Source organism: Frateuria sp. YIM B11624, assembly GCF_049727805.1.
Classification (GTDB): Bacteria; Pseudomonadota; Gammaproteobacteria; order Xanthomonadales; family Rhodanobacteraceae; genus Frateuria_A.
The window spans coordinates 1-22,439 of sequence record NZ_JBCNYA010000046.1 but is presented as its reverse complement, the minus strand read 5'-3'; the positions used below and the strand labels follow the sequence as shown (position 1 = coordinate 22,439).

The 22,439-nt window shown below is 68.9% G+C and carries 22 protein-coding genes and 1 rRNA gene; 15 read left to right on the top strand and 8 right to left on the bottom strand.

The genetic code is table 11. The features are described 5' to 3' along the window. Positions 1-111 (bottom strand): 16S ribosomal RNA (locus tag AAIL17_RS17415); the annotation flags it as partial. Positions 112-554: 443 nt separating this feature from the next. On the opposite strand from AAIL17_RS17415, the gene AAIL17_RS17410 reads away from it, so the two are divergent. Continuing rightward, positions 555-1,007: a DUF192 domain-containing protein gene (locus tag AAIL17_RS17410; protein WP_424684096.1), complete on the top strand. Its 453-nt coding sequence runs from the start codon at positions 555-557 to the stop codon at positions 1,005-1,007. Positions 1,008-1,212: 205 nt separating this feature from the next. Here AAIL17_RS17410 and AAIL17_RS17405 read toward each other — a convergent pair whose 3' ends face one another. Then, positions 1,213-1,407: a rubredoxin gene (locus tag AAIL17_RS17405; RefSeq protein WP_424684095.1), complete on the bottom strand. Its 195-nt coding sequence runs from the start codon at positions 1,405-1,407 to the stop codon at positions 1,213-1,215. Between the two features lie 93 nt (positions 1,408-1,500). Between AAIL17_RS17405 and thiE the strand changes: the two genes are divergently transcribed. From thiE to AAIL17_RS17390, 3 genes are read left to right on the top strand one after another with little or no spacing between them, the layout of a single operon-like run. Continuing rightward, entirely contained in the window at positions 1,501-2,139 is a 639-nt protein-coding gene (gene thiE, locus AAIL17_RS17400; protein WP_424684094.1) for a thiamine phosphate synthase, read from the top strand. Next, positions 2,136-3,425: a glutamate-1-semialdehyde 2,1-aminomutase gene (gene hemL, locus AAIL17_RS17395; protein WP_424684093.1), complete on the top strand. Its 1,290-nt coding sequence runs from the start codon at positions 2,136-2,138 to the stop codon at positions 3,423-3,425. Before thiE ends, hemL begins: the two co-directional genes overlap by 4 nt. After that, positions 3,422-4,036 carry an HAD-IA family hydrolase gene (locus tag AAIL17_RS17390; protein ID WP_424684092.1) on the top strand — a complete coding sequence of 205 codons (615 nt, stop codon included), beginning with the start codon at positions 3,422-3,424 and terminating at the stop codon, positions 4,034-4,036. The genes hemL and AAIL17_RS17390 overlap by 4 nt, the downstream gene beginning before the upstream one ends. A gap of 8 nt (positions 4,037-4,044) precedes the next feature. On the opposite strand, the gene AAIL17_RS17385 is transcribed toward AAIL17_RS17390, so the two are convergent. Together AAIL17_RS17385 and AAIL17_RS17380 are read right to left on the bottom strand one after the other, a co-directional pair. Further along, positions 4,045-4,464: a VOC family protein gene (locus tag AAIL17_RS17385; RefSeq protein ID WP_424684091.1), complete on the bottom strand. Its 420-nt coding sequence runs from the start codon at positions 4,462-4,464 to the stop codon at positions 4,045-4,047. Beyond that, entirely contained in the window at positions 4,461-5,705 is a 1,245-nt protein-coding gene (locus AAIL17_RS17380; protein WP_424684090.1) for an acetylornithine/succinylornithine family transaminase, read from the bottom strand. The genes AAIL17_RS17385 and AAIL17_RS17380 overlap by 4 nt, the downstream gene beginning before the upstream one ends. Positions 5,706-6,040: 335 nt before the next feature. Between AAIL17_RS17380 and AAIL17_RS17375 the strand changes: the two genes are divergently transcribed. The 6 genes from AAIL17_RS17375 to AAIL17_RS17350 all read left to right on the top strand — a co-directional run bounded on the left by AAIL17_RS17375 (position 6,041) and on the right by AAIL17_RS17350 (position 11,182). Next, complete coding sequence (locus AAIL17_RS17375; RefSeq protein ID WP_424684089.1) at positions 6,041-6,541, top strand: hypothetical protein; 501 nt, start codon at positions 6,041-6,043, stop codon at positions 6,539-6,541. 5 nt (positions 6,542-6,546) lie between these two features. Then, positions 6,547-7,182: a hypothetical protein gene (locus tag AAIL17_RS17370; RefSeq protein WP_424684088.1), complete on the top strand. Its 636-nt coding sequence runs from the start codon at positions 6,547-6,549 to the stop codon at positions 7,180-7,182. Between the two features lie 40 nt (positions 7,183-7,222). Continuing rightward, on the top strand, positions 7,223-8,209 hold the full coding sequence (locus AAIL17_RS17365; protein ID WP_424684087.1) for a hypothetical protein: 987 nt from the start codon (positions 7,223-7,225) through the stop codon (positions 8,207-8,209). 121 nt (positions 8,210-8,330) lie between these two features. Beyond that, on the top strand, positions 8,331-9,032 hold the full coding sequence (locus AAIL17_RS17360; RefSeq protein ID WP_424684086.1) for a C39 family peptidase: 702 nt from the start codon (positions 8,331-8,333) through the stop codon (positions 9,030-9,032). Between the two features lie 12 nt (positions 9,033-9,044). Beyond that, the gene (locus AAIL17_RS17355) at positions 9,045-9,815 is read left to right on the top strand and encodes a hypothetical protein (protein ID WP_424684085.1); all 771 of its coding nucleotides are present in this window, start codon (positions 9,045-9,047) and stop codon (positions 9,813-9,815) included. A gap of 44 nt (positions 9,816-9,859) precedes the next feature. Further along, positions 9,860-11,182 (top strand): hypothetical protein, encoded by a 1,323-nt coding sequence (locus AAIL17_RS17350; protein WP_424684084.1) that lies wholly within the window; start codon positions 9,860-9,862, stop codon positions 11,180-11,182. A gap of 11 nt (positions 11,183-11,193) precedes the next feature. Here AAIL17_RS17350 and AAIL17_RS17345 read toward each other — a convergent pair whose 3' ends face one another. Beyond that, entirely contained in the window at positions 11,194-12,531 is a 1,338-nt protein-coding gene (locus tag AAIL17_RS17345) for a sigma 54-interacting transcriptional regulator (RefSeq protein WP_424684083.1), read from the bottom strand. A 159-nt stretch (positions 12,532-12,690) separates the two neighbouring features. Next, entirely contained in the window at positions 12,691-13,512 is an 822-nt protein-coding gene (locus AAIL17_RS17340; protein WP_424684082.1) for an SDR family oxidoreductase, read from the bottom strand. A gap of 112 nt (positions 13,513-13,624) precedes the next feature. Between AAIL17_RS17340 and AAIL17_RS17335 the strand changes: the two genes are divergently transcribed. Continuing rightward, positions 13,625-14,548, top strand: a complete 924-nt coding sequence (locus tag AAIL17_RS17335) for an ABC transporter ATP-binding protein (protein ID WP_424684081.1) — start codon at positions 13,625-13,627, stop codon at positions 14,546-14,548. Then, positions 14,545-15,948, top strand: coding sequence for a hypothetical protein (locus tag AAIL17_RS17330; RefSeq protein WP_424684080.1), 1,404 nt, complete (start codon positions 14,545-14,547; stop codon positions 15,946-15,948). Before AAIL17_RS17335 ends, AAIL17_RS17330 begins: the two co-directional genes overlap by 4 nt. A 31-nt stretch (positions 15,949-15,979) precedes the next feature. Here the strand turns inward: AAIL17_RS17330 and mpl are convergent, their stop codons facing one another. Beyond that, positions 15,980-17,335: a UDP-N-acetylmuramate:L-alanyl-gamma-D-glutamyl-meso-diaminopimelate ligase gene (mpl, locus tag AAIL17_RS17325; protein WP_424684079.1), complete on the bottom strand. Its 1,356-nt coding sequence runs from the start codon at positions 17,333-17,335 to the stop codon at positions 15,980-15,982. 182 nt (positions 17,336-17,517) lie between these two features. Continuing rightward, positions 17,518-18,102 (bottom strand): adenylate kinase, encoded by a 585-nt coding sequence (locus tag AAIL17_RS17320; RefSeq protein WP_424684078.1) that lies wholly within the window; start codon positions 18,100-18,102, stop codon positions 17,518-17,520. 149 nt (positions 18,103-18,251) lie between these two features. Here AAIL17_RS17320 and AAIL17_RS17315 point away from each other — a divergent pair, with 149 nt between their 5' ends. From AAIL17_RS17315 to AAIL17_RS17305, 3 genes are all read left to right on the top strand, one after another. Further along, positions 18,252-19,508, top strand: a complete 1,257-nt coding sequence (locus AAIL17_RS17315) for a 6-phosphofructokinase (protein ID WP_424684077.1) — start codon at positions 18,252-18,254, stop codon at positions 19,506-19,508. Positions 19,509-19,640: 132 nt separating this feature from the next. Further along, positions 19,641-20,012: an RcnB family protein gene (locus AAIL17_RS17310; protein ID WP_424684076.1), complete on the top strand. Its 372-nt coding sequence runs from the start codon at positions 19,641-19,643 to the stop codon at positions 20,010-20,012. 202 nt (positions 20,013-20,214) lie between these two features. Continuing rightward, positions 20,215-22,251 carry a sodium-translocating pyrophosphatase gene (locus AAIL17_RS17305; protein WP_424684097.1) on the top strand — a complete coding sequence of 679 codons (2,037 nt, stop codon included), beginning with the start codon at positions 20,215-20,217 and terminating at the stop codon, positions 22,249-22,251. Positions 22,252-22,439 lie beyond the last annotated feature (188 nt).

The following is a 22,439-nucleotide window of genomic DNA, read 5'->3' as shown; positions in this document are numbered from 1 at the left end:
CTCACCCGTCCGCCACTCGCCGGCATCCCGAAGGACCCGCTGCCGTTCGACTTGCATGTGTTAAGCATGCCGCCAGCGTTCAATCTGAGCCAGGATCAAACTCTTCACTTAAGTTTTCGATGATCCGTAGACCATCTATCTTTCTGAAGCGTTGTCCTAACCGTAAAACGTCAAGCTTTTGAATTGACTCTTAGGTTAGACGCTTGCATTTGTGGACAGTCATCCATCCACCACAAGGCGCCCACACAAGTCACCTGCGCACACTGTCAAAGATCAATCACTTGCGATTCTTTCTTCGAATCGCCCCGAAACCTTTCGTCCCGGGTGAGCCGCCCATTCTACATCCGTTTCTCAGTCCGTCAACACCCTGTGAGGAGAAATTTCATCGCAGGGGAGAGGTGAAGAACCCTTCGCGAGGGCGGCCTCGTCGAAGGGGCGAGAATCATAGCGCCGACGGTGGACCCTGTGAAGGGGGCGTAGAGCTTTTTTTGGTGCCGTTGGGGTGTCGTTCAACCGCTACACTCGGGAGCTCGCCTCCCCGAAGGATCCGCGCGATGAAACGACTGCTTCTGGCGTTCACGCTGCTTGCCATGGCCGGTCTCGCGAACGCACGACCGCAGACATCGGTGCCTGCGGTCACGCTGCACGGGCATCGCTTCACTACCGAGTTCGCCACAGACGACGCCAGCCGCGAACACGGCCTGATGATGCGCACCGAGCTGGCCGCGGACCACAGCATGCTGTTCGTCTTTCCCGACCTCCAGCCGCGCTGGTTTTGGATGAAGAACACGCTGATCCCGCTGGACATCCTCTACTTCGGCGCCGACCGCAAGCTGGTGTCGATGCAGTTGGACGTGCCTCCGTGCAAGGCCGATCCATGCCCCAGCTATCCCAGCGACGCGCCGGCGCGCTATGTCCTGGAGCTGCCCGCCGGCACCGCGCGGCGCATCGGCGTGCAGGCGGGCGACGAGCTGACGGTCGAAGGCGACATCGGCGCAGTGCGCTGAGCGGCAGCGCGCTGGCAAGGCAGGCCGACCTGGTAGGGAACCAGCCGCAGCGGATCGAGCTGTTCCAGCGCGTCCCAGTCGTCCTCGAAGGGAATGAACTGTTTCATGGCGTGCCTCCTGTGCTGAGCACGGAGACAGATAAGCAAACGGCCCGGTCCGCGTGATGACGGAACCGGGCCGTTTGATGACAGGCGCGAGGCGCGCGTCAGTCGATCTCGACCATCTCGAAGTCGTCCTTGGTCGCACCGCAATCGGGACAGGTCCAGGTGTCGGGCACGTCTTCCCAGCGCGTGCCAGGATCGATGCCTTCCTCGGGCACGCCTAGCGCTTCGTCATAGATGAAGCCGCACACCACGCACATCCATTTGCGTGTTGCGGGAGGTTGGGCATCGGTGCTCATCGTCGCTTGTCTTCGTCAGCAGTTGAATGGTGCATTCTCGCAACTCCCCCGCCGGAGCGGAAGCGCGGCGGCAACCGACCGAAGGATTCCCCCATGCCCGACTTTCCATCGCGCGGCCTCTACGCCATCACCGACGGCCCGCGTGCCGACCTGTTGCACGTCGTGCAGGAAGCGCTGGCAGGCGGCACGCGGCTGCTGCAGTACCGCGATCTGGGCGACGATCATCCACGCCGCCATGCCGAGGCCCGTGCGATCAAGCAGTTGTGTGACGAGTACGACACGCCCTTGCTGATCAACGGCGACGCGGCGCTGGCACAGGCGGTAGGCGCCGCCGGCGTGCACCTGGGAGAAACGGCCGAGGACCTGGCGCGCGCGCGTGAGCGGCTAGGACCCCGCGCGATCGTCGGCGTGTCCTGCTTCGACTCGCTGGAACGTGCCAAGGCGATGGTGGCCGCCGGCGCCAGCTACGTCTCCTTCGGTGCGTTTTTTCCCTCGCCGACGTTGCCGCATGCACGGCTCGCGCGGCTGGAGCTGCTGAGGCAGAGCGCCGCACTGGGCGTGCCGCGGGTGGCGATCGGAGGCATCACGCCGGAGAATGGCGCGACCCTGGTCGATGCCGGCGCCGACTACCTGGCTGCCATCTCGGCCGTATTCGGCCACGCCGACGTGCGTGCGGCCGCCCGGCGCCTGTCCGACCTCTATCGTTTTCCCGTCAGCGAGTCTCCTCGATGAGCACCAATCACGAACTCTTCCAGCGTGCGCAACGGCTGATGCCGGGCGGCGTGAACTCGCCCGTGCGTGCCTTCAAGTCGGTGGGCGGCGAACCGTTCTTCACGGCGCGCGCCGACGGTGCCTACCTGTGGGACGTGGAGGGCAAGCGCTACATCGACTACGTGGGTTCGTGGGGGCCGATGATCGTCGGCCACAATCATCCGCATGTACGCGAGGCGGTAGAACGCGCGGTGCGCGATGGCCTCTCGTTCGGCACGCCTTCGCCGGCCGAGGTCACCATGGCCGAGACGATCACGCGCCTGGTGCCCTCGGTGGAAATGGTGCGCATGGTCAACTCGGGCACCGAGGCGACCATGTCGGCGATCCGGTTGGCGCGCGGCGCCACCGGGCGAAGCAAGATCGTGAAGTTCGAGGGCTGTTACCACGGTCACGGCGACAGCTTCCTAGTCAAGGCCGGCTCCGGCGCCCTGACCTTCGGCGTGCCGACCTCGCCGGGCGTGCCCAAGGCTGCCGCCGACCTCACCCTCACCCTGCCCTACAACGACCTGGCCGCGGCCGAGACGCTGTTCGCGGAACAGGGCGCGGACATCGCCGGACTGATCATCGAACCGGTCGCCGGCAACATGAATTGCATTCCGCCGAACGATGGTTACCTGCAAGGCCTGCGCGAACTGTGCACCCGCCACGGCGCGCTGCTGATCTTCGACGAGGTGATGACCGGCTTCCGCGTGGCGCTGGGCGGTGCGCAGGCGCACTACGGCGTGACGCCGGACTTGACGACCTTCGGCAAGGTGATCGGCGGCGGCATGCCGGTGGGCGCCTACGGCGGACGCCGTGACCTGATGGAACAGATCGCACCGGCCGGCCCGATCTACCAGGCCGGCACGCTTTCGGGCAATCCGGTGGCGATGGCCGCCGGCCTCGCGATGCTGGAACTGGTCCAGGCAACCGGCTTCCACGATGCCCTCGCCGCACGCACCCGGGTGTTGTGCGACGGCCTGCAGGCCGTGGCCGATGGCGAAGGCGTGCCCTTCAGCAGCAACCGCGTCGGCGGCATGTTCGGCCTGTTCTTCACCGGCGAGAAGGTGCGGACCTACGCACAGGCCACCGCGGCCGATACCGCCCTTTTCAACCGCTTCTTCCACGGCATGCTCGAGCGTGGCGTGTACCTGGCGCCGAGCGCGTTCGAAGCAGGCTTCCTGTCCAGCGCACACAGCGAGCAGGACATCGCCGACACGCTGGAAGCCGCACGCGGCGCGCTGCGCGAGGCCAGGCGGGTCGCGTGACGGCCGTCCGCTGCGTGCTGTTCGACCTGGACGGCGTGCTCGCCGACTACGACCGCGGCACGCGCGTGGACGTCCTCGCCCGGCATCTGGGATCCAAGGCGGAAACCGTTCGCGCAGCGATCTACGATTCGGGCATCGAGGATGCCGCCGATGCCGGCCGGCTCGATACGCCGGCCTACCTGTCGGCGCTCGGACGCGAACTCGGCTGCACGGTCGAGGCCGACACCTGGGTCGAGGCGCGCCGCGCGGCGACACGGGCCCGGCCAGCGATGCTGGGGCTCGCCCGTGCGCTTCATGAGAAAGGCATCGCGGTCGCCGTGCTGAGCAACAACGGCACGCTGATGGCCGAGCGGTGGCCGGCGATCGTGCCGGCGCTGTTCCCGTTGTTCGAGGGCCGCGCCTTCTGCTCGGCACGGCTGGGGGTGGCCAAGCCCTCGCCCACCGCCTACCTGCGCTGCCTGGAGGCGCTGGCGATGCCGGCCGCGGCAGCGCTGTTCATCGACGACAACGCCGGCAACGTTGCCGGCGCCCGCGCGGCCGGCCTGGCGGCCCACCGCTTCGTGGACCTGCCGCAACTGCGCCAAGCGCTTGCACGGCACGGCTTGGCCTGAAGCCGGCTCTACCAGCTACCGGTATTGGGCATCGAAGCCCACGGCTCCTGCGGCGGCAGGTGGCCATCCTGCAGCAGCTCGATCGAGATCAGGTCCGGCGAGCGCACGAAGGCCATGTGTCCGTCCCGCGGCGGGCGATGGATGGTGCAGCCCATGTCCATCAGGCGCTGGCAGGTGGCGTAGATGTCGTCCACGCGGAAAGCCAGGTGGCCGAAGTTGCGCGCCGAGCCGTAATCCTCGTCCGAGTCCCAGTTGTAGGTGAGTTCGATTTCCGCCTCGGGACTGTCCGGCGCGGCGAGGAACACCAGCGTGTACTTGCCCTCGGGCACTTCCTTGCGGCGCACCTCGCGCAAGCCCAGGCCTTCGCAGTAGAAACGCAGCGTGGCATCCAGGTCGTGCACGCGGACCATGGTGTGCAGGTATTTCATGGCAATTCTCCGGAAGGTGCGGCGACGAAGGCGGCGAGCGCCGCGCGCAGGCGGTCCAGGCCCTCGGCCAGCTCCTCGTCGGTGAGCGTCAGTGGCGGCAGCAGCCGCAACACGTCGGGGCCGGCCTGCAGCAGCAGCACGCCGTGCGCGGCGGCCGCGTCGAGGATGGCGCCGGCCTTGCCGCGATGCGGTTCGGCCAGCGCCGCGCCAAGCATCAGGCCGCGCCCGCGCACTTCCTCGAACAGGCCAAGTTCCTCGTCGATGGCCGCCAGTCCCGCGCGCAGCTCGTTGGCCTGGCGCTCGACGTTCATGAGTACGGCCGGCGAACCGAGCTTGGCCAGCGCCACGCGCGCCACGGCCGCCGCCAACGGGTTGCCGCCGAAGGTGGAACCGTGCGCGCCCACCTGCATGACGTCGGCCGCCTTCGGTCCGGCCAGCATCGCGCCGATGGGAAAGCCCGCGCCGAGCGCCTTGGCCAGGGTCACGATGTCCGGCGTCACGCCGTCCTGCGTGTGCGCGAACAGCGTGCCGGTGCGGCCCATGCCGCACTGGATCTCGTCCAGCACCAGCAGCGCGCCGTGGCGGTCGCAGAGTTCGCGCGCATGTTGGAGGAAACCTGCGGCAGCCGGACGCACGCCGCCTTCGCCCTGCACCGGCTCGACCATCACTGCGGCCACGTCGTCGTGGGCGAAGGCTCCCTCCAGCGCGGCGACGTCGTTGAAATCGATGTAGCGGAAACCTCCGGGAAGCGGTTCGTAGCCCTCCTGGTATTTCGGCTGCGCGGTGGCCGTCACCGTGGCCAGCGTGCGGCCATGGAAGGAACCCCGGAAGGTGACGATGGTGCGCCGGTCGGCCGTGCGTCCCTGCGCCGCGGCCCAGCGGCGCACCAGCTTGATCGCCGCCTCGTTAGCCTCGGCGCCCGAGTTGCACAGGAACACGCGCTCGGCGAAACCGGAAGCCTCGACCAGTTCCTGCGCCAGCTTCAGCGGCGGCTCGGTATAGAAGACGTTGCTGCTGTGCCAGAGCTTGTGCGCCTGCGCGGTGAGCGCGGCGAGCAGGTCCGGATCCTGATGGCCCAGGCCGTTGACCGCGATGCCGGCGCCGAAGTCGACGTAGTCGCGCCCCTGCGTATCCCAAAGCCGCGCTCCGCGGCCATGGTCGAGCACCAGTTCGCGCGGGCGGTACACCGGCAGCCAGTAGCGCCGTGCCAGATCGATCAGGGAAGCATCTTGCGGGGACATGGCCTCTCCGGCGGCGCATGGCGCCGTCGCAACGTGCGGGGATACGACCGGGGCGTCGTCCGCACATGCTAGCACCGGCCCCGGACGCCGATGACGGGCATCTGTAACAGCGACACAGACTGTATCGCTCCTGCAACACCTTCGCGCCAGGCGCGATCCCGCGCGGGCTGCGCCGTCCTGCGAGGCATCAGCACGCCATCCGCTGTAACACCATGGGGAAGCGGCCAGCGCCGCTCCGCATGGCGCGAAAGTGGCACCAGAGCGCGGTTTGGCGGACATCAGGTCGGCTTGGCATGGGGATTGCCACCAGGCACTCACCACGGAACTCGCCGACCATGCGCCCCACAGCCGCCCACCTCATCCACCGTCTTGCGCTCTGGCCGCTCTCGGCCGCGATCGCGCTGGCGTGGACGTCCGCCGGCCATGCGGCGGATGCGCATCGGGCAGTCCAGGCCCAGCCCGGCGACATCGTGTTGCTGCGTACCGTACCGACGCGACCGGCCTATCGTCCGGCACCGCCGGGCATGGCGCTGATGGTTTCGCCGTCGCCGCGCTCCGAGGTCGACGCGTCGCTCGGTGCGCACGAACTTTCCGACGAGGACTTCGCGCAACTGGGTGCGACGCCGTCGCCCATGGCGCATCTGCCGTCGAACGCCGTCGGCCGCACGCTCGACGGCATGCTGGTGCGTGGTGCAGGCGGCGGAACGACGGTGGCCGGCAACGGCGTGAGCAACACCGTCGCCGCTCCGATAGGCGCGGTAGGCAATGCGACCCGTGGCATCGGCGACCAGGTCCAGGGCGCGCTCTCGCAACTGCCCTTCGGCAGCGGGCACTGAACGCCATGCGTCGCACCGCCTCCCTCAGCCTGATGCTTGCCGCGCTGGCCATGCTCAGCCCGGGCGCGAGCGCAGGCGACGACGACTACGCCGCCATGCTCGGCTACCTCACCAGCAGCCGCCTGGATGGCAACGCGCTGCGTGGCGCCCAGGGCAGCATCGCGGCGAACCTGGCGGCGGGCGACCTCAACAGCCAGGCCAACCTGCGCGCCTTCGCCGCCGGCTCGAACGCGCAGGCGCAAATCGATGCGCGCCAGCGGCTGCACGCGAACCGGGTCGAGGCGCCGCTGGAGGCAACCGCCACCATCGGCGGCCATGCCCTTGCCGGCGCGCGCGGGCTGGCATCGATCAACCAGGTCAGCGGCAGCGGGAACACGCAGCTCAATGCGGTCGCCGCGGCGCTGGCCACGCAGGGCATACGCGAGACGACGGACGGCTCACTGTCCGCCGCCGTTTCGGCGTCGGCAGAAGTGCAGCCGGTAACGGGATCCGGCGCCCGCGGCGAGGGCACGCGAAGCGTGGCCGTCGCCGCGGGCGCCATGCAGGACTTCCGCGGCGTGCTGCAGCTCAACCAGACCGCGGGGGCGGGCAACGCCACGGCCAACATCCTGACGCTGTCCGTGTCGGAGCTACCGCGGTGATCACCACAAGAATCGGAGTGAGGACACCATGAACGCATCCATGAAGAAGACCCTGATCGCCCTGGCGGTCGCCACGCTGTTCGGCAGCTCGATGGCCTACGCCAACGACCACGGCCATGACCATTCGAAGGTCGACTCGGCCGCGACGGCCTCGGTGAGCAACGACCAGTCCATCGCGGGCAACGTCGCCAGCAACGACAAGTTGAGCAACGACAGCTCGATCAGCGACAGGACCGCCAGCCAGGCCTCCGGCAACATCGGCATGAACGTCGCCGCCGGCGACAACAACGCCCAGGACAACGCCGCGGCGCTGGCCGCCACCGACGCGAGCTTCGCCTTCGGCGTGGCCGATTCGGACATCGACGTCGAGCAGGGCAGCTGGGGCAACCTGACCTTGAACAAGGGCGTGACCAACGACGCCAGCATCAGCGACAACGCGTTCCGCTACGCCTCCGGCAACATCGGCGTGAACGTCGCCTCGGGCAACAACAACGAGCAGAAGAACGCGCTGGCCGCCTCGGTCGCCACCACCAAGTTCGCCCACGCCAATGTCGACGTCGACCAGAACTCCTCGCACAACGCGGTGAGCAACGCCGGCTTCGTGCAGAAGTACTACGACACCACCAGCGTGCACCTGAGCGGCACCGTGCAGGGCTATTCGGTCGGTGCGGGCATCGGCGGCTACGCCGGCACGACCCACGGCGTGTCGCACGGCTACCAGTCCGGCGGCGTCGACGTGCTCGGCTATCCGATCGGCAGCTACGAAGGCGGCAGCGTGGACTACTCGCACGGCAGCGAGCACGGCGGCCTGGGCTTCGTCGAAGTCTCCGAGAGCGACCTGCTGGCCGACTTGTGCGGCACCGTGCAGACCGCGCGCTGGGTGGTGGTCGATGCGACCAACGACGCCAGCCTCTCGGGCAACGCCTTCCAGCACGCCACCGGCAACATCGGCGTGAACGTGGCTTCGGGCACCGGCAACCTGCAGGCCAACACCCTGTCGATGGCCGTGGCGCAGCCCACCCCGTAACGACCTTCGGCCAGGACAGGCCAACGAGGGCGGTACCCGGCTGCGTGCAGCCGGGTTCCTATGGAACCCCCCGGCCCGGCCCCTGCGGGCCGGGGGGCATTCCTCCCGATGGTGGACACCGATGCGAGCGACCATTCCGACTTTTCTGCTTTGCTGCCTGGCGCTGTGCGCCCTGCGACCGGCGCATGCCGGCGACGTGCGCTTCGGCGGCGTGCTGCCCAACGGCGGGCTGTACGTGCATCCGGTGGAAAGCATGCAGGAGGCGCAGTTCCGCAACCTGGTCCGCCAGCACACCGACTACAGCTGCGGCGCCGCCGCGTTGGCGACCATCCTGCGCTACGCCTACCACCTGGACGTGGACGAAGCGGTGGTGATCCAGGGCATGCTCGGCGTGGCCGACGAGAATCTGGTCAAGCAGCGCGGCTTCTCGCTGCTGGACATCAAGCATTACGTGGAAGCTCTCGGCATGCGCGGGCGCGGCTATCGCATCGACGAGGCGCGCCTGCGCAGCCTGCGCGTGCCCGGCCTGGTGCTGATGGACGTGCGCGGCTTCCGTCATTTCGTGGTGCTCAAGCAAATTCATGGCGGCACCGTGGAACTGGCCGATCCGATGCTGGGCAACCGCAGCGTGCCGATCGCCGAGTTCCTCCAGGCCTGGCCCTCGCGCGCCGTGTTCGTGGTGATCGGCAACGACTTCGACCGCAATACCGTACTGCTGCAACCTACCGAGAAAGCCAGCGCCCGCGCGCTGTATGCCCGGCAGGGACCGGTCACCGACGCCGAACTGCTCGACTTCGGCTTCAGCAACGCCGACCTTTTCTGAGGGATCCGCGCCATGTTCCGCCGTTCGTGTTTCTTCCTCGCCATCGCACTCGTGTCCGTTCCCGCGCTGCAGGCACGCGCGGCCGGCACGACGCCTGGTACCAGCATGCAGGAGCTCGACGACGTCGAGCTCAACGCCATGCGCGGCCGCTACACCGTCGACGACCACACCGTCGCCTGGTTCGGCGTGCGCATGATCTCCACCTGGCAGACCGCCGCAGGCCAGCTGCTGCAGGGCACGCTGGCGTTCGGCATGGATTTCAGCCACGGAAAGGGCCAGCCGACGCTGACCTTCACTCCCAGCGTGAGCATTACCCGCAGCGACGCGCCGGTGCCGATGCCCGTCACCGGCGGCAGCCGCAGCGTCGACGGCAGCGGCCTGGCCAACGTGGGCGGCCTGCTGCAGAGCGTGCAGGTCGCCGGCGACGGCAATCTCGCGAGCAACGTGACCCGTCTGACCATCCGCAATGGCGATGCCCCGTCCACCCATGGCGGCGGTACCGACACCGGGAGCGCCAGCCTCAGCGACGGCGATGCCAATGTCTCGGTCGGTTTCGATGGGCAGTCTGCCGGCGTGCGGCTGACGGTCGCCGGCCAGGGCGCCGTGCAACAGTGGATCCGCGAGGGCAGCCTCGGCCAGAGCGTGCAGCTGGCCGCGGACGACCAGACCGTGAGCAACCGGCTGGAAATCGACCTGGTGCGCCAGGCGGTGGCCACCAATACGCCGCTTGCGCAGAACGTGGCGCAGGCGATCGGCCTCACCCGAGGCATCGCAGGGAACTGAAGCACGCCACCGCCCGGCGTGTTCCAGTCCAGGGGAACGACATCATGCAAAAGACCTTGTTAGCCACCGCGGTGGCCTGCGGGCTGCTCGTCGGCCTGCCTTTCGGCCTCGCCGCCCAGACGGCGCCTGCCCCGCAGGACGAAGCCCAGGTGCAGACCCTGCTGGCCCAGTTGCAGGCACTGAAGGCCAGCTACGCCCAGCAGGTGCGCCAGTTGCGGGAACTGGACATGCAGGTGCAGGCGCTGCAGGCGCGCCTGGCCGGCAAGACCGCGCCAGGGCCCTTGCCGGCACCCGCCGGTACGCCTCCGGCGCAGGAATCCCAGGTCGCCCAGGCCACGCCGCGCCCGGACGAGGGTGGCCACGCCGGCAGCGCCGCCGAAGCGCAGGCCGCCCGCCAGGAAGCACCCACGCGCAGCCTGAAGGATGCGCTGCAACAGGAACACGCGCTGTTCGATCGCCGCTTCACGCTGGAGAACAGCGTGAGCTACAGCCGCTACGACCGCAGCCAGATCACGCTCAACGGCTTCCTCGCGCTGGATGCGATCTTCCTGGGCAACATCGCCATCGAGGACGTCAAGTCCGATTCGCTGACCTACAACCTGGTGGCCCGCTATGGCGTCAGCCCGCGCCTGACACTGAACCTCGACGTCCCCTACCTCGGCCGCAAGACGGTCTACCAGAAGGGCGGCGCCGGCGGCTCGGCGGCCGCGATCGCCGAGGAGGAAACCACCGGCTCGGGCCTGGGCGACGTGGCCCTGAGCGCCAACTACAAGCTGTTCGCCGAGACCGACACGCGCCCGGATACGGTGCTCACCCTGGGCATCACCGCGCCGACCGGGCAGTCGCCCTACGGCATCGACTGGAAGGTGCTCGAGCGCGACGACGACCAGTACATCCGCTTCGCCGTGCCCGAGAAGCAGCCGACCGGCAATGGCGTATGGCAGGCCAACCTGGGCCTTTCCGCAGTCAAGACGATGGATCCGGCGATCGTGTTCGCCAACCTCGGCTACATCTATTCGCGCCAGCGCGACTTCGACGACATCAACACCGATCCGGAAACCGTCAACCCCGGCTCGGTGAAGCTGGGCAACAGCTACTATTTCGGCGCGGGCGTGGCCTTCGCCTTCAACGAGCGCACCAGCCTGAGCCTGTCCTTCAGCGACAAGCTGAGCGCCAAGGCCTCGCTGCGCTACAAGGGCTCGCCATGGACCAAGGTGATCGGCTCGGACGCCAACGCGGCGACCTTCAACATGGGCGTGACCCATGCGCTCAGCCAGCACACCACGCTGGTCTCGATGCTCGGCATCGGCCTGACCCAGGATGCGCCGGACTTCACCCTGAACTTCAAGATTCCCTACATGTTCTAGCGGGCCGCGGGTCAGCGCACGGCCTGGGCCCGCTCGTCCAGCGCCAGACCGTGTTTCTTGCACAGGCGGTAGACGGTGACCCGCGCGATGCCCAGCCGCCGCGCGCATTCGCTGACGTTGAAGCGCGTCTCGCGCAGGCAGGCGGCCAGCGCGTCGCGCTCGGCCGACACACGCGCGCGGCCCAGCCCGGCCACCGGCGCACGGCCAGGACCCGCGGGCAGGTCCAGGTCGCCCACGCCAATCAGCGTGTCGTCCGCCACCACGGCGGCGCGTTGCACGCGGTTGACCAGCTCGCGCACGTTGCCTGGCCAGTGGAACTCGCGCAGCGCCCGGCGGGCCGCCACGTTGAAGGCGCGCGCGTGGCAATCGTGCTGCTCGCGGAAAGCGTCCAGGAAATGCTGCGCCAGCAAGTCGACGTCGCCCTCGCGCTCGCGCAGCGCGGGCATCTGCACGCGCAGCACGTTGAGCCGGTAATAGAGGTCCTGCCGGAAGCGGCCGGCGGCGACCGCCTTTTCCATGTCTACGTGGGTCGCCGCCAGCACACGCACGTCCGCGCGCAGGCTCTGGCTGCTGCCGACGCGCACGACGGTGCCTTCCTGCAGGAAGCGCAGCAGGCTGGTCTGCGCATCCAGCGGCAGGTCGCCGATTTCGTCGAGGAACACGGTGCCGCCGCTGGCACTCTCGATATGCCCGATGCGGCGCGTGGTGGCTCCGGTGAAGGCGCCGCGCTCGTGGCCGAACAGTTCCGACTGCACCAGGTTGCTCGGCAGCGCGCCGCAGTTGATCGCCACGAACGGCCGTCCGGCGCGGGGCGAAAGCTGGTGCACGGCGCGTGCCGCGACCTCCTTGCCGGTGCCGGTTTCGCCGGTGATCAACACCGGCAGGTCCACCGGCGCGTACTTGCGCAGGCTGGTGCGCAGCGCCTGCATCGCCTCGCTGCGGCCAACCAGCCCGGGCATGTCCGGCTCGCTGCGCGCGGGCACGCCGCCCTGGCCCAGGCGCTCCAGCGCCTCGCGCAGGCGCGGCATGTCGATCGGGCTGGTGAACACGGCCATGCAGTCGCGCAGGATCGACGTCACCCGCGGCTCGTGCGCGGGCGTTTCGGGCGAGGCCAATGCGATCCAGGGCACGCCCGGATGCTCGGCGACCATGCCTTCCATCGCATGCAAGGTGGCATCGTCGCCGTGGCGAAGGTCCGCCAGCGCGACGACTGTGTCGCCGTTGCGCGCGCCTACGCCGCTGGCCTGCACGTCGGCCACGCGTACGGACCAGCCCGAATGCGCCAGCTCGTTGCGTTCCTCGCAGGCAGGCCTGCCGAACCAGACGACGCAGCGTCTGGGTGTTGCCATTGCCACAACCATCGTCACCACCTCCGCCCCTGAACGGATGCCCTGTGCCGATCAGCCGCTACCCTCCCGGCTGATGCCGCCCGTTCCCGGGGCGGCGGACTGTGATGAATATCACAAAACCGGGTGGAAAGCCTAATCACAGCCCCCGTGAAGAACCGATCAATCCAGGAACAGGTCCGGCAGCAGCGGCGTACCGGGCTGGACGGCGTACGACTCGAAATCCACCACGCCCTGCCCGCGCAGCACGTCCTCGTCGAGGGCGAAATGCCCGCTCCAGGACCGCGCCGGGCGGGTCAGGATGGCGTGGGCGGCGTCCGCGACGATCTCCGGGCGCCGGCATTGCTCGGGGCGCACGCCCTCGATCATCGCGATCGCCGCGGTGGCGATCACCGTTCGCGGCCACAGCGCGTTCACCGCGATGCCCAGCGGCGCGAATTCCGCGCTCATGCCCAGCACGCACAGGCTCATGCCCATCTTGGCGATGGTGTAGGCGGTATGCGGTGCGAACCACCTGGGGTCCAGGCTCGGCGGCGGCGCCAGCATCAGCACGTGCGGGTTGGCCGCCTGCCTGAGGTAGGGCAGGCAGGCCTGGGTCACCAGGAAGGTGCCGCGCGTGTTGACCTGCTGCATGAGGTCGAAGCGTTTGACTGGCGTGCCTTCCACGCCGGCCAGCCAGATCGCGCTGGCGTTGTTGACCACGATGTCGATGCCGCCGAAGCGTTCGGCCGCCTGTTTCACGGCCGCCTCGATCTGCGCCTCGTCGCGGATGTCGACCTTGAGCGCGAGCGCCTTGCCGCCGGCTTCCTCCACGGCCGCGGCCGCGGTGTGGATGGTGCCCGGCAACTTGGGATTGGGCACGCCGCTCTTGGCGGCGATCGCCACGTTGGCGCCATCGCGCGCGGCGCGCAGGGCGATCGCCAGGCCGATGCCGCGCGAGGCGCCGGTGATGAAAAGGGTCTTGCCGGCCAGCGAGTTGTCCATGGCGGTGTCGGGCGATCGAGGGGCAGGCAGGATACCCGGCCCGGATGACAACCATCACTGGACGCGCGATCCACGGGCCTCCACAGTGCGCCGGTCAGCACCGGAGCTGCCGATGGCCACCCTTCTGCCCTTTCCCGTCCAGCCCGCCGTGCCCAGGGTCGAACCCGCGCCGGTCCTGCGCGTGCAGGGGCTGCGCAAGGCGTTCGAGGGGCGCGAGGTGCTTCGCGGCGTCGACTGGGACGTTCCGCCCGGGCGCGTGATCGGCCTGCTCGGCCGCAACGGTGCCGGCAAGACCACGCTGCTGCGCTGCCTGCTCGGGCTCGCCCCGGTCGATGCCGGCTCGATCGCGCTGTTCGGTGCGCCGATGGGCGAGCCGGGCGGCGAGCGCCTGCATCGCGTGGGCTTCGTGCCGCAGAGCTTCGACCTGTTCCCGTGGATGAAGGTACGCGCCTACCTGGACTTCACCGCCGCCTTCTACGCGCGTTGGAACCACGCTCTCGCCGCGCGACTGCTGGACGAGTGGCAGCTCGATCCGAAACAGAAGATCGGCCGGCTCTCGCAAGGCCAGCGGCAGAAACTCGCGATCGTACGCGCCATCGCGCCGGAACCGGACCTGCTGGTGCTGGACGAGCCGGTCGCCAGCCTCGATCCGCAGGCGCGCCGCGCGTTCATGGGAGAGCTGCTGGCGCTGATGGGCGCACCAGGCAAGACGGTGATCTTCTCCACCCACATCACCGCCGACCTGGAGCGCGCCGACGCCGACATCGCGTTGCTGCGCGACGGCGGCATCCAGTTCGTCCGGCCACTGGCCGAACTGAAATCCCGGCTTTGCCACGCAGTGCTCAGCCGCCCGGCCGGCTGGACCACGCCGCCTGCAATCGCCGGCGTGCTCAAGTCCCGCGTGGCCGGCGCCAGTCTGCACCTGCTGCTGGAAGACGTGCCGAGCGACCGGTTGCACCAGTTGGCCAAGGACGAGGACGCCAGCCTGCGCATCGAGATGCCTACGCTCGAAGACCTGTTCGTGGAATTGGCATGAGGCCGATCGTCCAGCTATGGCTGCTGCCCTGTCGGCAGATGCCGGTGCTGGGCGTGCTTGCACACCTGCTGTGGCTGGCCGCGCTGGCCTGCGTAGCGTGGATCGTGCCGCACGCCGACGGCGCGGCGATCGGTGCCGGCCTGCTGGCGATGGGCAGCTGGTTCTGGCACCTGGGCCTGGCGACCACGCTGCGCAGCGCATGCCAGCCGGAAACCTTCCTGCTGCCGGCGTTCCGCCGCCACCTGGCCGTCTTCGGCCTGGTCGACGCTGCACTCTGGGTCGTCCTGCCGGCCGCGCTGGCACTGGTTCTGGGCGTGCCGTACGCCCTGCTGGGCGGCGCGTTGCTGCTGCTCGCCGCGGCGATGGGCTTCGCGATGGGCGTGGAGCGCTGGGTCAGCCTGCTGTTCTGGCCGCTGCTGGTGCTGGCCGGCTGGATGCCGGGCCTGGCCGGCGCGATCGTGCACGACGCGCTGCGATCGCCGCTGACGCTGCCGTTGCTGCTGCTCGTCGCCGCGCTGCTGCTGCGTCTGGCGCTGCACCCCATGCTGCAGCTGGCCGACCGGCCGCCGGATACCTCGCCGCTGGAAGGCCTGAGCCTGGGCCGCAATGCCACGCCCGATGCGGCGCCAAGGCGCAGCGCATTGGGCCGGCGCTTCGAGGGCTGGTTCGACAGCATCGCGCAGCATGCGATGGAGCAGGCACTGACGCGTTACCGCGCCGCGCCCTCCGCTGCGCGCCGCCGCACGCTGGTACGCCGCCTGCTGCTGCCGCACGACAACCCGGTGGCCATCGTCCTGCGGATGGCGATCATGGCGGTGTTCGCCACGCTGTACGTGGTCGTGGCGCTGCACCGCCAGCACTTCGACGCCACCGTGGTGGGTGCTTACGCCGTGCTCATCGCACTCGCGCGCTTTCCGCAGATCGGCCGCGGCATGCAACGCATGCGCCCGAACCTGGCCGACCTCTATCTCACCCTGGCACCCATCACGCGGGCGCAATACCAGCAGACGCTGGCCGACGCCCTGCTGGTCCTTGTGCCGATCGGAACCCTCACCGCGCTCGCCTACACCGCGCTGGGCATCGTGCTCACCCACGCCGCACAGCCGGGCCTGATGCTGCTGGTCACGCTGATCGTCGCCACCGGGGGCGGCCTGGTGGCCTTGGCCGTGCACCTGATCGGGCCGCAGAACGCGGTCGGGCGGCAACTGGTCAATGCAGCGGTACTGCTGGGCACGACGGCGACGTACTGGGCCGGCGTGTGGCTGGCCGACGCGCTGGGCTACCTGTTCGGTGGCGGTCTGCTCGCGCTGCTCGTGCTGGGTTTCGGGCTCGGCGTGTGGTTCGCCGCGCAGCGCGAATACCAGCGCCGCGAACCCTGCTTCGATGTTCCGCTGACCTGAGGCGCCCGCCGGAAAGGAGCGCGCCGGAAGTTCAGCCGAGGGCCTCGACGAAACGGCGCGGCGCGTTCTCGAAACCGCCGTTGGACATGAACACCACATGGTCGCCCGGGCGCGCTTCGACCTGCAGCGCCTCGATCAGCGCGGCCACGGTGGGCACCGTGCGGCCGCGGCCCTGCAGCGCACCGGTGACCTTTCCGGCATCCCACGGCAGTTCCGGGCGATGCAGGAAGACCACCGCATCGGCATCGGCCAGCGAAGGCGCGAGCCCGGCGGCGTGCGCGCCCAGGCGCATCGAGTTCGAACGCGGCTCCAGCGCGACCAGGATGCGCGCCTTGCCCACCTTGGCGCGCAGGCCCGCCAGGGTCGTGGCGATCGCGGTCGGGTGATGGGCAAAGTCGTCGTACACGCGCACGCCGTTCACTTCGCCGACCAGTTCCATGCGGCGCTTGACGCTGTGGAAGCCGGCGAACGCCCGCAGCAGCGCGCGCGCATCGGCGCCGGCCGCCGCCGCGGCCGCCAGCGCGGCCAGCGCGTTGAGCACGCTGTGGTTGCCCAGCAGCCCCCAGCGCACCTCGCCGATCGCCTCGCCGCGGTAGTGCACGGTGAACACCGAGCCGTCCGGCTCGACCAGGCGCGCCTGCCAGTCGCCCTGGCCGATGCCGAAGGTCTCCACCGGCGTCCAAGAGCCCATCGCCAGCACCTCGGCCAGGTTGGCGTCGTGCGCGTTGACGATCAGCCGGCCATTGCCCGGCACGGTGCGCACCAGGTGGTGGAACTGGCGCTGGATCGCAGCCAGGTCCGGGAAGATATCCGCGTGGTCGTACTCGAGGTTGTTGAGAATGGCGATGCGTGGCCGGTAGTGCACGAACTTCGAGCGCTTGTCGAAGAACGCGGTGTCGTACTCGTCCGCCTCGATCACGAACGGCGCCGCGCGATCGCCCAGCCGCGCGGAGACGCCGAAATTGCCCGGCACGCCGCCGACCAGGAAGCCCGGCGCCAGCCCTGCGCTGTCGAGCAGGTGCGCCAGCAGGCTGGTGGTAGTGGTCTTGCCGTGCGTGCCGGCGACGGCCAGCACCGGGCGATCGGCCAGCACCGTTTCGCCCAGCCATTGCGGACCGGACACGTAGCGAAGCCGTTCGTCGAGCATGTGCTCGACCGCCGGATTGCCGCGGGTCATCGCGTTGCCGACCACGACCAGGTCCGGCGCCGGCTGCAGGTGTGCGGCCGTATAGCCGTCCATCAGGCGGATGCCGAGCGCTTCGAGCTGGGTGCTCATCGGCGGGTAGACGGCGGCGTCGGAGCCTTCCACGGTCAGGCCGAGTTCGCGTGCAAGCGCGGCGACGCCGCCCATGAAAGTGCCGCAGATGCCAAGAATGTGCAGGCGCATGTGCTTGGGGAACCCTCCCTCTCGCCGGATGGGCTTCCCTCGCCCGCCGGGAGAGGGGCTGGGGGTGAGGGGTCTGCAGGGTTTGGGGCTTTGAGATGGACGGCTGCTCTCGCGCCGCCCGGCCCCTCACCCCAGCCCTCTCCCCATCCTTGATAAAGGCCAGGGAGAGGGAGCGAGTTGCGTCAGCCGTTGGCGGCGGCGGACTCGCGCTCCAGCGCGCGCTTGATGCGGGCGGTGACATCATCCAGTTCGCCGACGCCGTCGACGATCTGCAGCTTGCCGCGCTTGGCGTAGAAATCGGCCACCGGCGCGGTCTGCTCGGCATACACGCCCAGGCGCTTGCGCACGGTATCGGGGTTGTCGTCGGCGCGGTTTTCCGCCTGGAAGCGGATCTGGCAGCGCCCGATGATCGCCTCGTTGGGCACCTCGAGCTTGATCACCGCATCCAGCGGCTGGCCGATGCGCGAGAGCAGGTGATCGAGCGCGTCGGCCTGCGCCAGGTTGCGCGGGTAGCCGTCGAGGATGAAGCCGTTGCGCGCGTCGTCCTGCGCCAGGCGCTCTTCCAGCATGCCCAGCAGGATGTCGTCGGAGACCAGCTGGCCGGCGTCCATCACCGCTTTCGCCTTCAGGCCCAGCGGCGTGCCGGCGGCGACCGCGGCGCGCAGCATGTCGCCGGTGGAGATGTGCGGTACGTTGAGGTCGGCCTTCAGCCGCGCCGCCTGCGTGCCTTTGCCCGAACCGGGCGCACCGAGTAGGACGAGTCGCATAATGCTCCGGGGCTCAAGGTCCGCGCGCACGCTGCGGCGGTTCGCCAGATTTCACCCAAGGGCCGTCAAAGTAGCGTCTGGACCCGATCCCGTCAAACCAAGGCGCCGCGAGATCGGCGCCAAATCACTGTTCCAAAAGGAGATCACGCATGCCCTCCCAGCCAGGCCGCCTGCTCTACGCACAATCCGGTGGCGTCACCGCGGTGATCAACGCGACCGCCGCCGGAGTGATCGAGATGGCGCGCGCCAAGGGCGTGCCGGTGTATGCCGCGCGCAACGGCATCCTCGGCGCGCTGCGCGAGGACCTGATCGACACCACGAAGGAATCGAAGTCCGCCATCGCGGCATTGCGCCACACCCCGGGCGGCGCCTTCGGCTCCTGCCGCTACAAGCTGAAGTCGCTGGAAGCCAACCGCGCCGAGTACGAGCGCCTGATCGAGGTGCTGCGTGCGCACGACATCCGCTGGTTCCTCTACAACGGCGGCAACGACTCGGCCGACACCGCGCTGAAGATCTCGCAGTTGGGCAAGGCGATGGGCTACGACATCCGCTGCATCGGCGTGCCCAAGACGGTGGACAACGACCTGGCGGTCACCGACTGCTGTCCCGGCTTCGGCTCGGTGGCCAAATACACCGCCGTGTCGGTGCTGGAGGCCAGCCTGGACGTGGCCTCGATGGCCGATACCTCGACCAAGGTGTTCATCCTCGAGGTGATGGGCCGGCACGCCGGCTGGATCGCCGCCGCCGCCGGCCTCGCGGGCGAAAGTGCGGACGCGCCACCGCACGTGATCCTGTTCCCGGAGAACGTGTTCGACGAGGCTGCGTTCCTGGCCAAGGTGAAGGCCACGGTCGAACGCGTGGGCTGGTGCACGGTGGTCGCCTCCGAAGGCGTGCGCGACGCGACCGGACGCTTCCTCGCCGAGGGCGGCACACGCGATGCGTTCGGCCATGCGCAACTGGGCGGCGCCGCGTCGGTGCTGGCGCAACTGGTCAAGGACCGGCTCGACTACAAGGTGCACTGGGCGCTGCCCGATTACCTGCAACGCTCGGCGCGGCACCTGGCCTCGGCCATCGACGCATTGCAGGCCTATGCGGTGGGCCGCGCCGCGGTGGAGTTCGCGCTGGCCGGCACGAACGCCGTGATGCCGGTGATCGTGCGCACGTCGGACTCGCCCTACCGCTGGAAGATCGAGCCGGCGCCGCTGGCCAAGATCGCCAACCGCGAGAAGAAGCTGCCCAAGGGCTTCATCCGCCGCGACGGCTTTGGCATCACCGCCGCGGCGCGCCGGTACCTGTCGCCACTGATCCGCGGTGAGGCGCCGCCGCCCTACGGCAAGGACGGCCTGCCGGCCTACGCCACCCTGCGCAACGTCGCCGTAGCCAAGCGCCTGCCTGCCTTTTCCTGAGGCGGCAGGCGCCCGTTTCCATGCTGAGCGTCACGTGAAGGCCCCGTGCAGGCGGCTACCATGCATTCAGTCGCAGCTTCCTACGCTGCGGATCACCCGGGCCAGGCGCCCGGCCACGAAGGAACATCGTCCATGAAAATCCTGCTGAGCGCCCTGTTTGCCCTACCCCTGATCGCCGCCAGCGGCGCGGCGCTGGCCGGCCAGGACCACGGCCGCGGACACGGCAACGGCCATGGCTACAGCCATGGCGACAGCGATCGCGGCGACTGGCACGACAACGGCCGCGGCAACGGCCATTACGACAACGGCTGGCACGGCCGCGGCAACCCCCATCATTGGGAACGCGGTCACCGCTACACCGGCCGCGTCGTGGTGATCGAGGACTATCCGCGCTACCGCCTGCGCACGCCGCCGCGCGGCTACCACTGGGTGCGCGACGACAACAACGACTACGTGCTGGTCGCCATCGCCACCGGCATCATCCTGGACTACGTGCTCAACTGAGTCCGTTGGCGATCCTGACGCGGCCGGGGCCCCTCGCCCCGGCCGCGTGCGTTTCCGGCGCCCGTTGCGGCGCACAACAATCAATCACATCTCCCCTGCCTATACTCGCCGAGGCCGCTGTCGAAGCGGCCTTGGGGCGAGCTGCCCGTGAGGCAACCCGCCCGTCGCGGTATCCACTCACCTGGGGAGGCACCGAATGCAGATGCAGGACGGTATGTGGTTGTGGATCGCGCTGGGGTGCGCGGTCCTGGCAATACTCTACGGCTTGGTCTCGGTACGCTGGGTACTCAGCCGCTCGGCCGGCAACGAGCGCATGCAGGCGATCGCCGCGGCCATCCAGGAAGGCGCACGTGCCTACCTCAACCGCCAGTACGGCACCATCGCGCTGGCGGGCATCGTCCTGCTGGTCCTCATCGGCTTCTTCCTGAGCTGGTACACCGCCATCGGCTTCCTGATCGGCGCGGTACTTTCCGGCGCCACCGGCTACATCGGCATGAACGTCTCGGTGCGCGCCAACGTGCGCACCGCCGAGGCCGCGCGCAGCGGCATGCGCGCGGCGATGGACGTGGCGTTCCGCGGTGGCGCGATCACCGGCATGCTGGTGGTCGGTCTGGCGCTGCTGGGCGTGACCGGCTACTGGCTGATCCTCAACCACCTGGGCGTGCCCGACCCGCTGCATCCGCTGGTCGGCCTGGCCTTCGGCAGCTCGCTGATCTCGATCTTCGCGCGCCTCGGCGGCGGCATCTTCACCAAGGGCGCGGACGTCGGCGCCGACCTGGTCGGCAAGGTCGAGGCCGGCATTCCCGAGGACGACCCGCGCAATCCGGCGGTGATCGCCGACAACGTCGGCGACAACGTCGGCGACTGCGCGGGCATGGCGGCCGACCTGTTCGAGACCTACGCGGTCACGGTGATCGCCACCATGCTGCTCGGCGGCCTGATGTTCACCGCCGACCCGCATGCGGTGCTCTATCCGCTGGTCCTGGGCGGCGTTTCCATCATCGCCTCGATCATCGCCACCTTCTTCGTCAAGGTGCGCGAGGGCGGCTCGATCATGGGCGCGCTGTACAAGGGCGTGATCGTCTCGGCAGTGCTCTCGGCGGTGGGCTTCTGGTTCGTCACCCGCCAGTTGCTCCCGCAGGGCCTGTCGGCGACCGACGGCGCCATCGACGGCATGTCGATCTTCTGGTGCGCGCTGATCGGCCTGGTGCTGACCGGCCTGATCGTGTGGATCACCGAGTACTACACCGGCACGCAGTACAAGCCGGTTCGACACATCGCGCAGGCATCCACCACCGGCCACGGCACCAACATCATTGCGGGCCTGGGCGTGTCGATGAAGGCCACCGCGTGGCCGGTGATCGTGGTCTGCCTGGCGATCTGGGGCGCGTTCCACCTGGCCGGCCTGTACGGCATCGCCATCGCCGCCACCTCGATGCTGTCGATGGCCGGCATGATCGTGGCGCTGGATGCCTACGGCCCGATCACCGACAACGCCGGCGGCATCGCCGAGATGGCCGACCTGCCGCCGGAAGTGCGCGGCATCACCGATCCGCTGGATGCCGTGGGCAACACCACCAAGGCCGTGACCAAGGGCTACGCGATCGGCTCGGCCGCACTCGCCGCGCTGGTTCTGTTCGCCGACTACACGCACAACCTGGCGGTGAACAACGCAGGGCAGACCTTCACCTTCGACCTGTCCGACCACATGGTGATCATCGGCCTGCTGATCGGCGGCCTGATCCCCTATCTCTTCAGCGCCATGGCGATGGAGGCGGTGGGCCGCGCGGCAGGCGCGGTGGTGGAGGAAGTACGTCGTCAGTTCCGCAGCATCCCCGGCATCATGGAAGGCACCGGCAAGCCGCAGTACGACAAGGCGGTGGACATGCTCACCCGTTCGGCCATCCGCGAGATGATCGTGCCCTCGTTGCTGCCGGTGGTGGTGCCGATCGTGATCGGCCTGCTGCTGGGGCCGAAGGCGCTGGGCGGCGTGCTGATCGGCACCATCGTCACCGGCCTGTTCGTGGCCATCTCGATGACCACCGGCGGCGGCGCCTGGGACAACGCCAAGAAGTACATCGAGGACGGCAACCACGGCGGCAAGGGCTCGGAGGCGCACAAGGCGGCGGTCACCGGCGACACCGTGGGCGATCCCTACAAGGACACCGCCGGCCCGGCGGTCAATCCGCTGATCAAGATCATCAACATCGTGGCGCTCTTATTGATCCCGTTGTTGTAATCCGCGCAGAGCCCACGGCCGCTGGGTTCCCCAGCAGGCGAACCCGCATAGCACCTTCGCCCCCTCTCCCCTCCGGGGAGAGGGTTGGGGTGAGGGGCCAAGGCTTGCAAAGATCTAGACAAGAAAGGGCCCGCATGTGGGCCCTTTTTTTCCGCTCTTTCCGAAGCTCACCACCCAACAGGAACCGC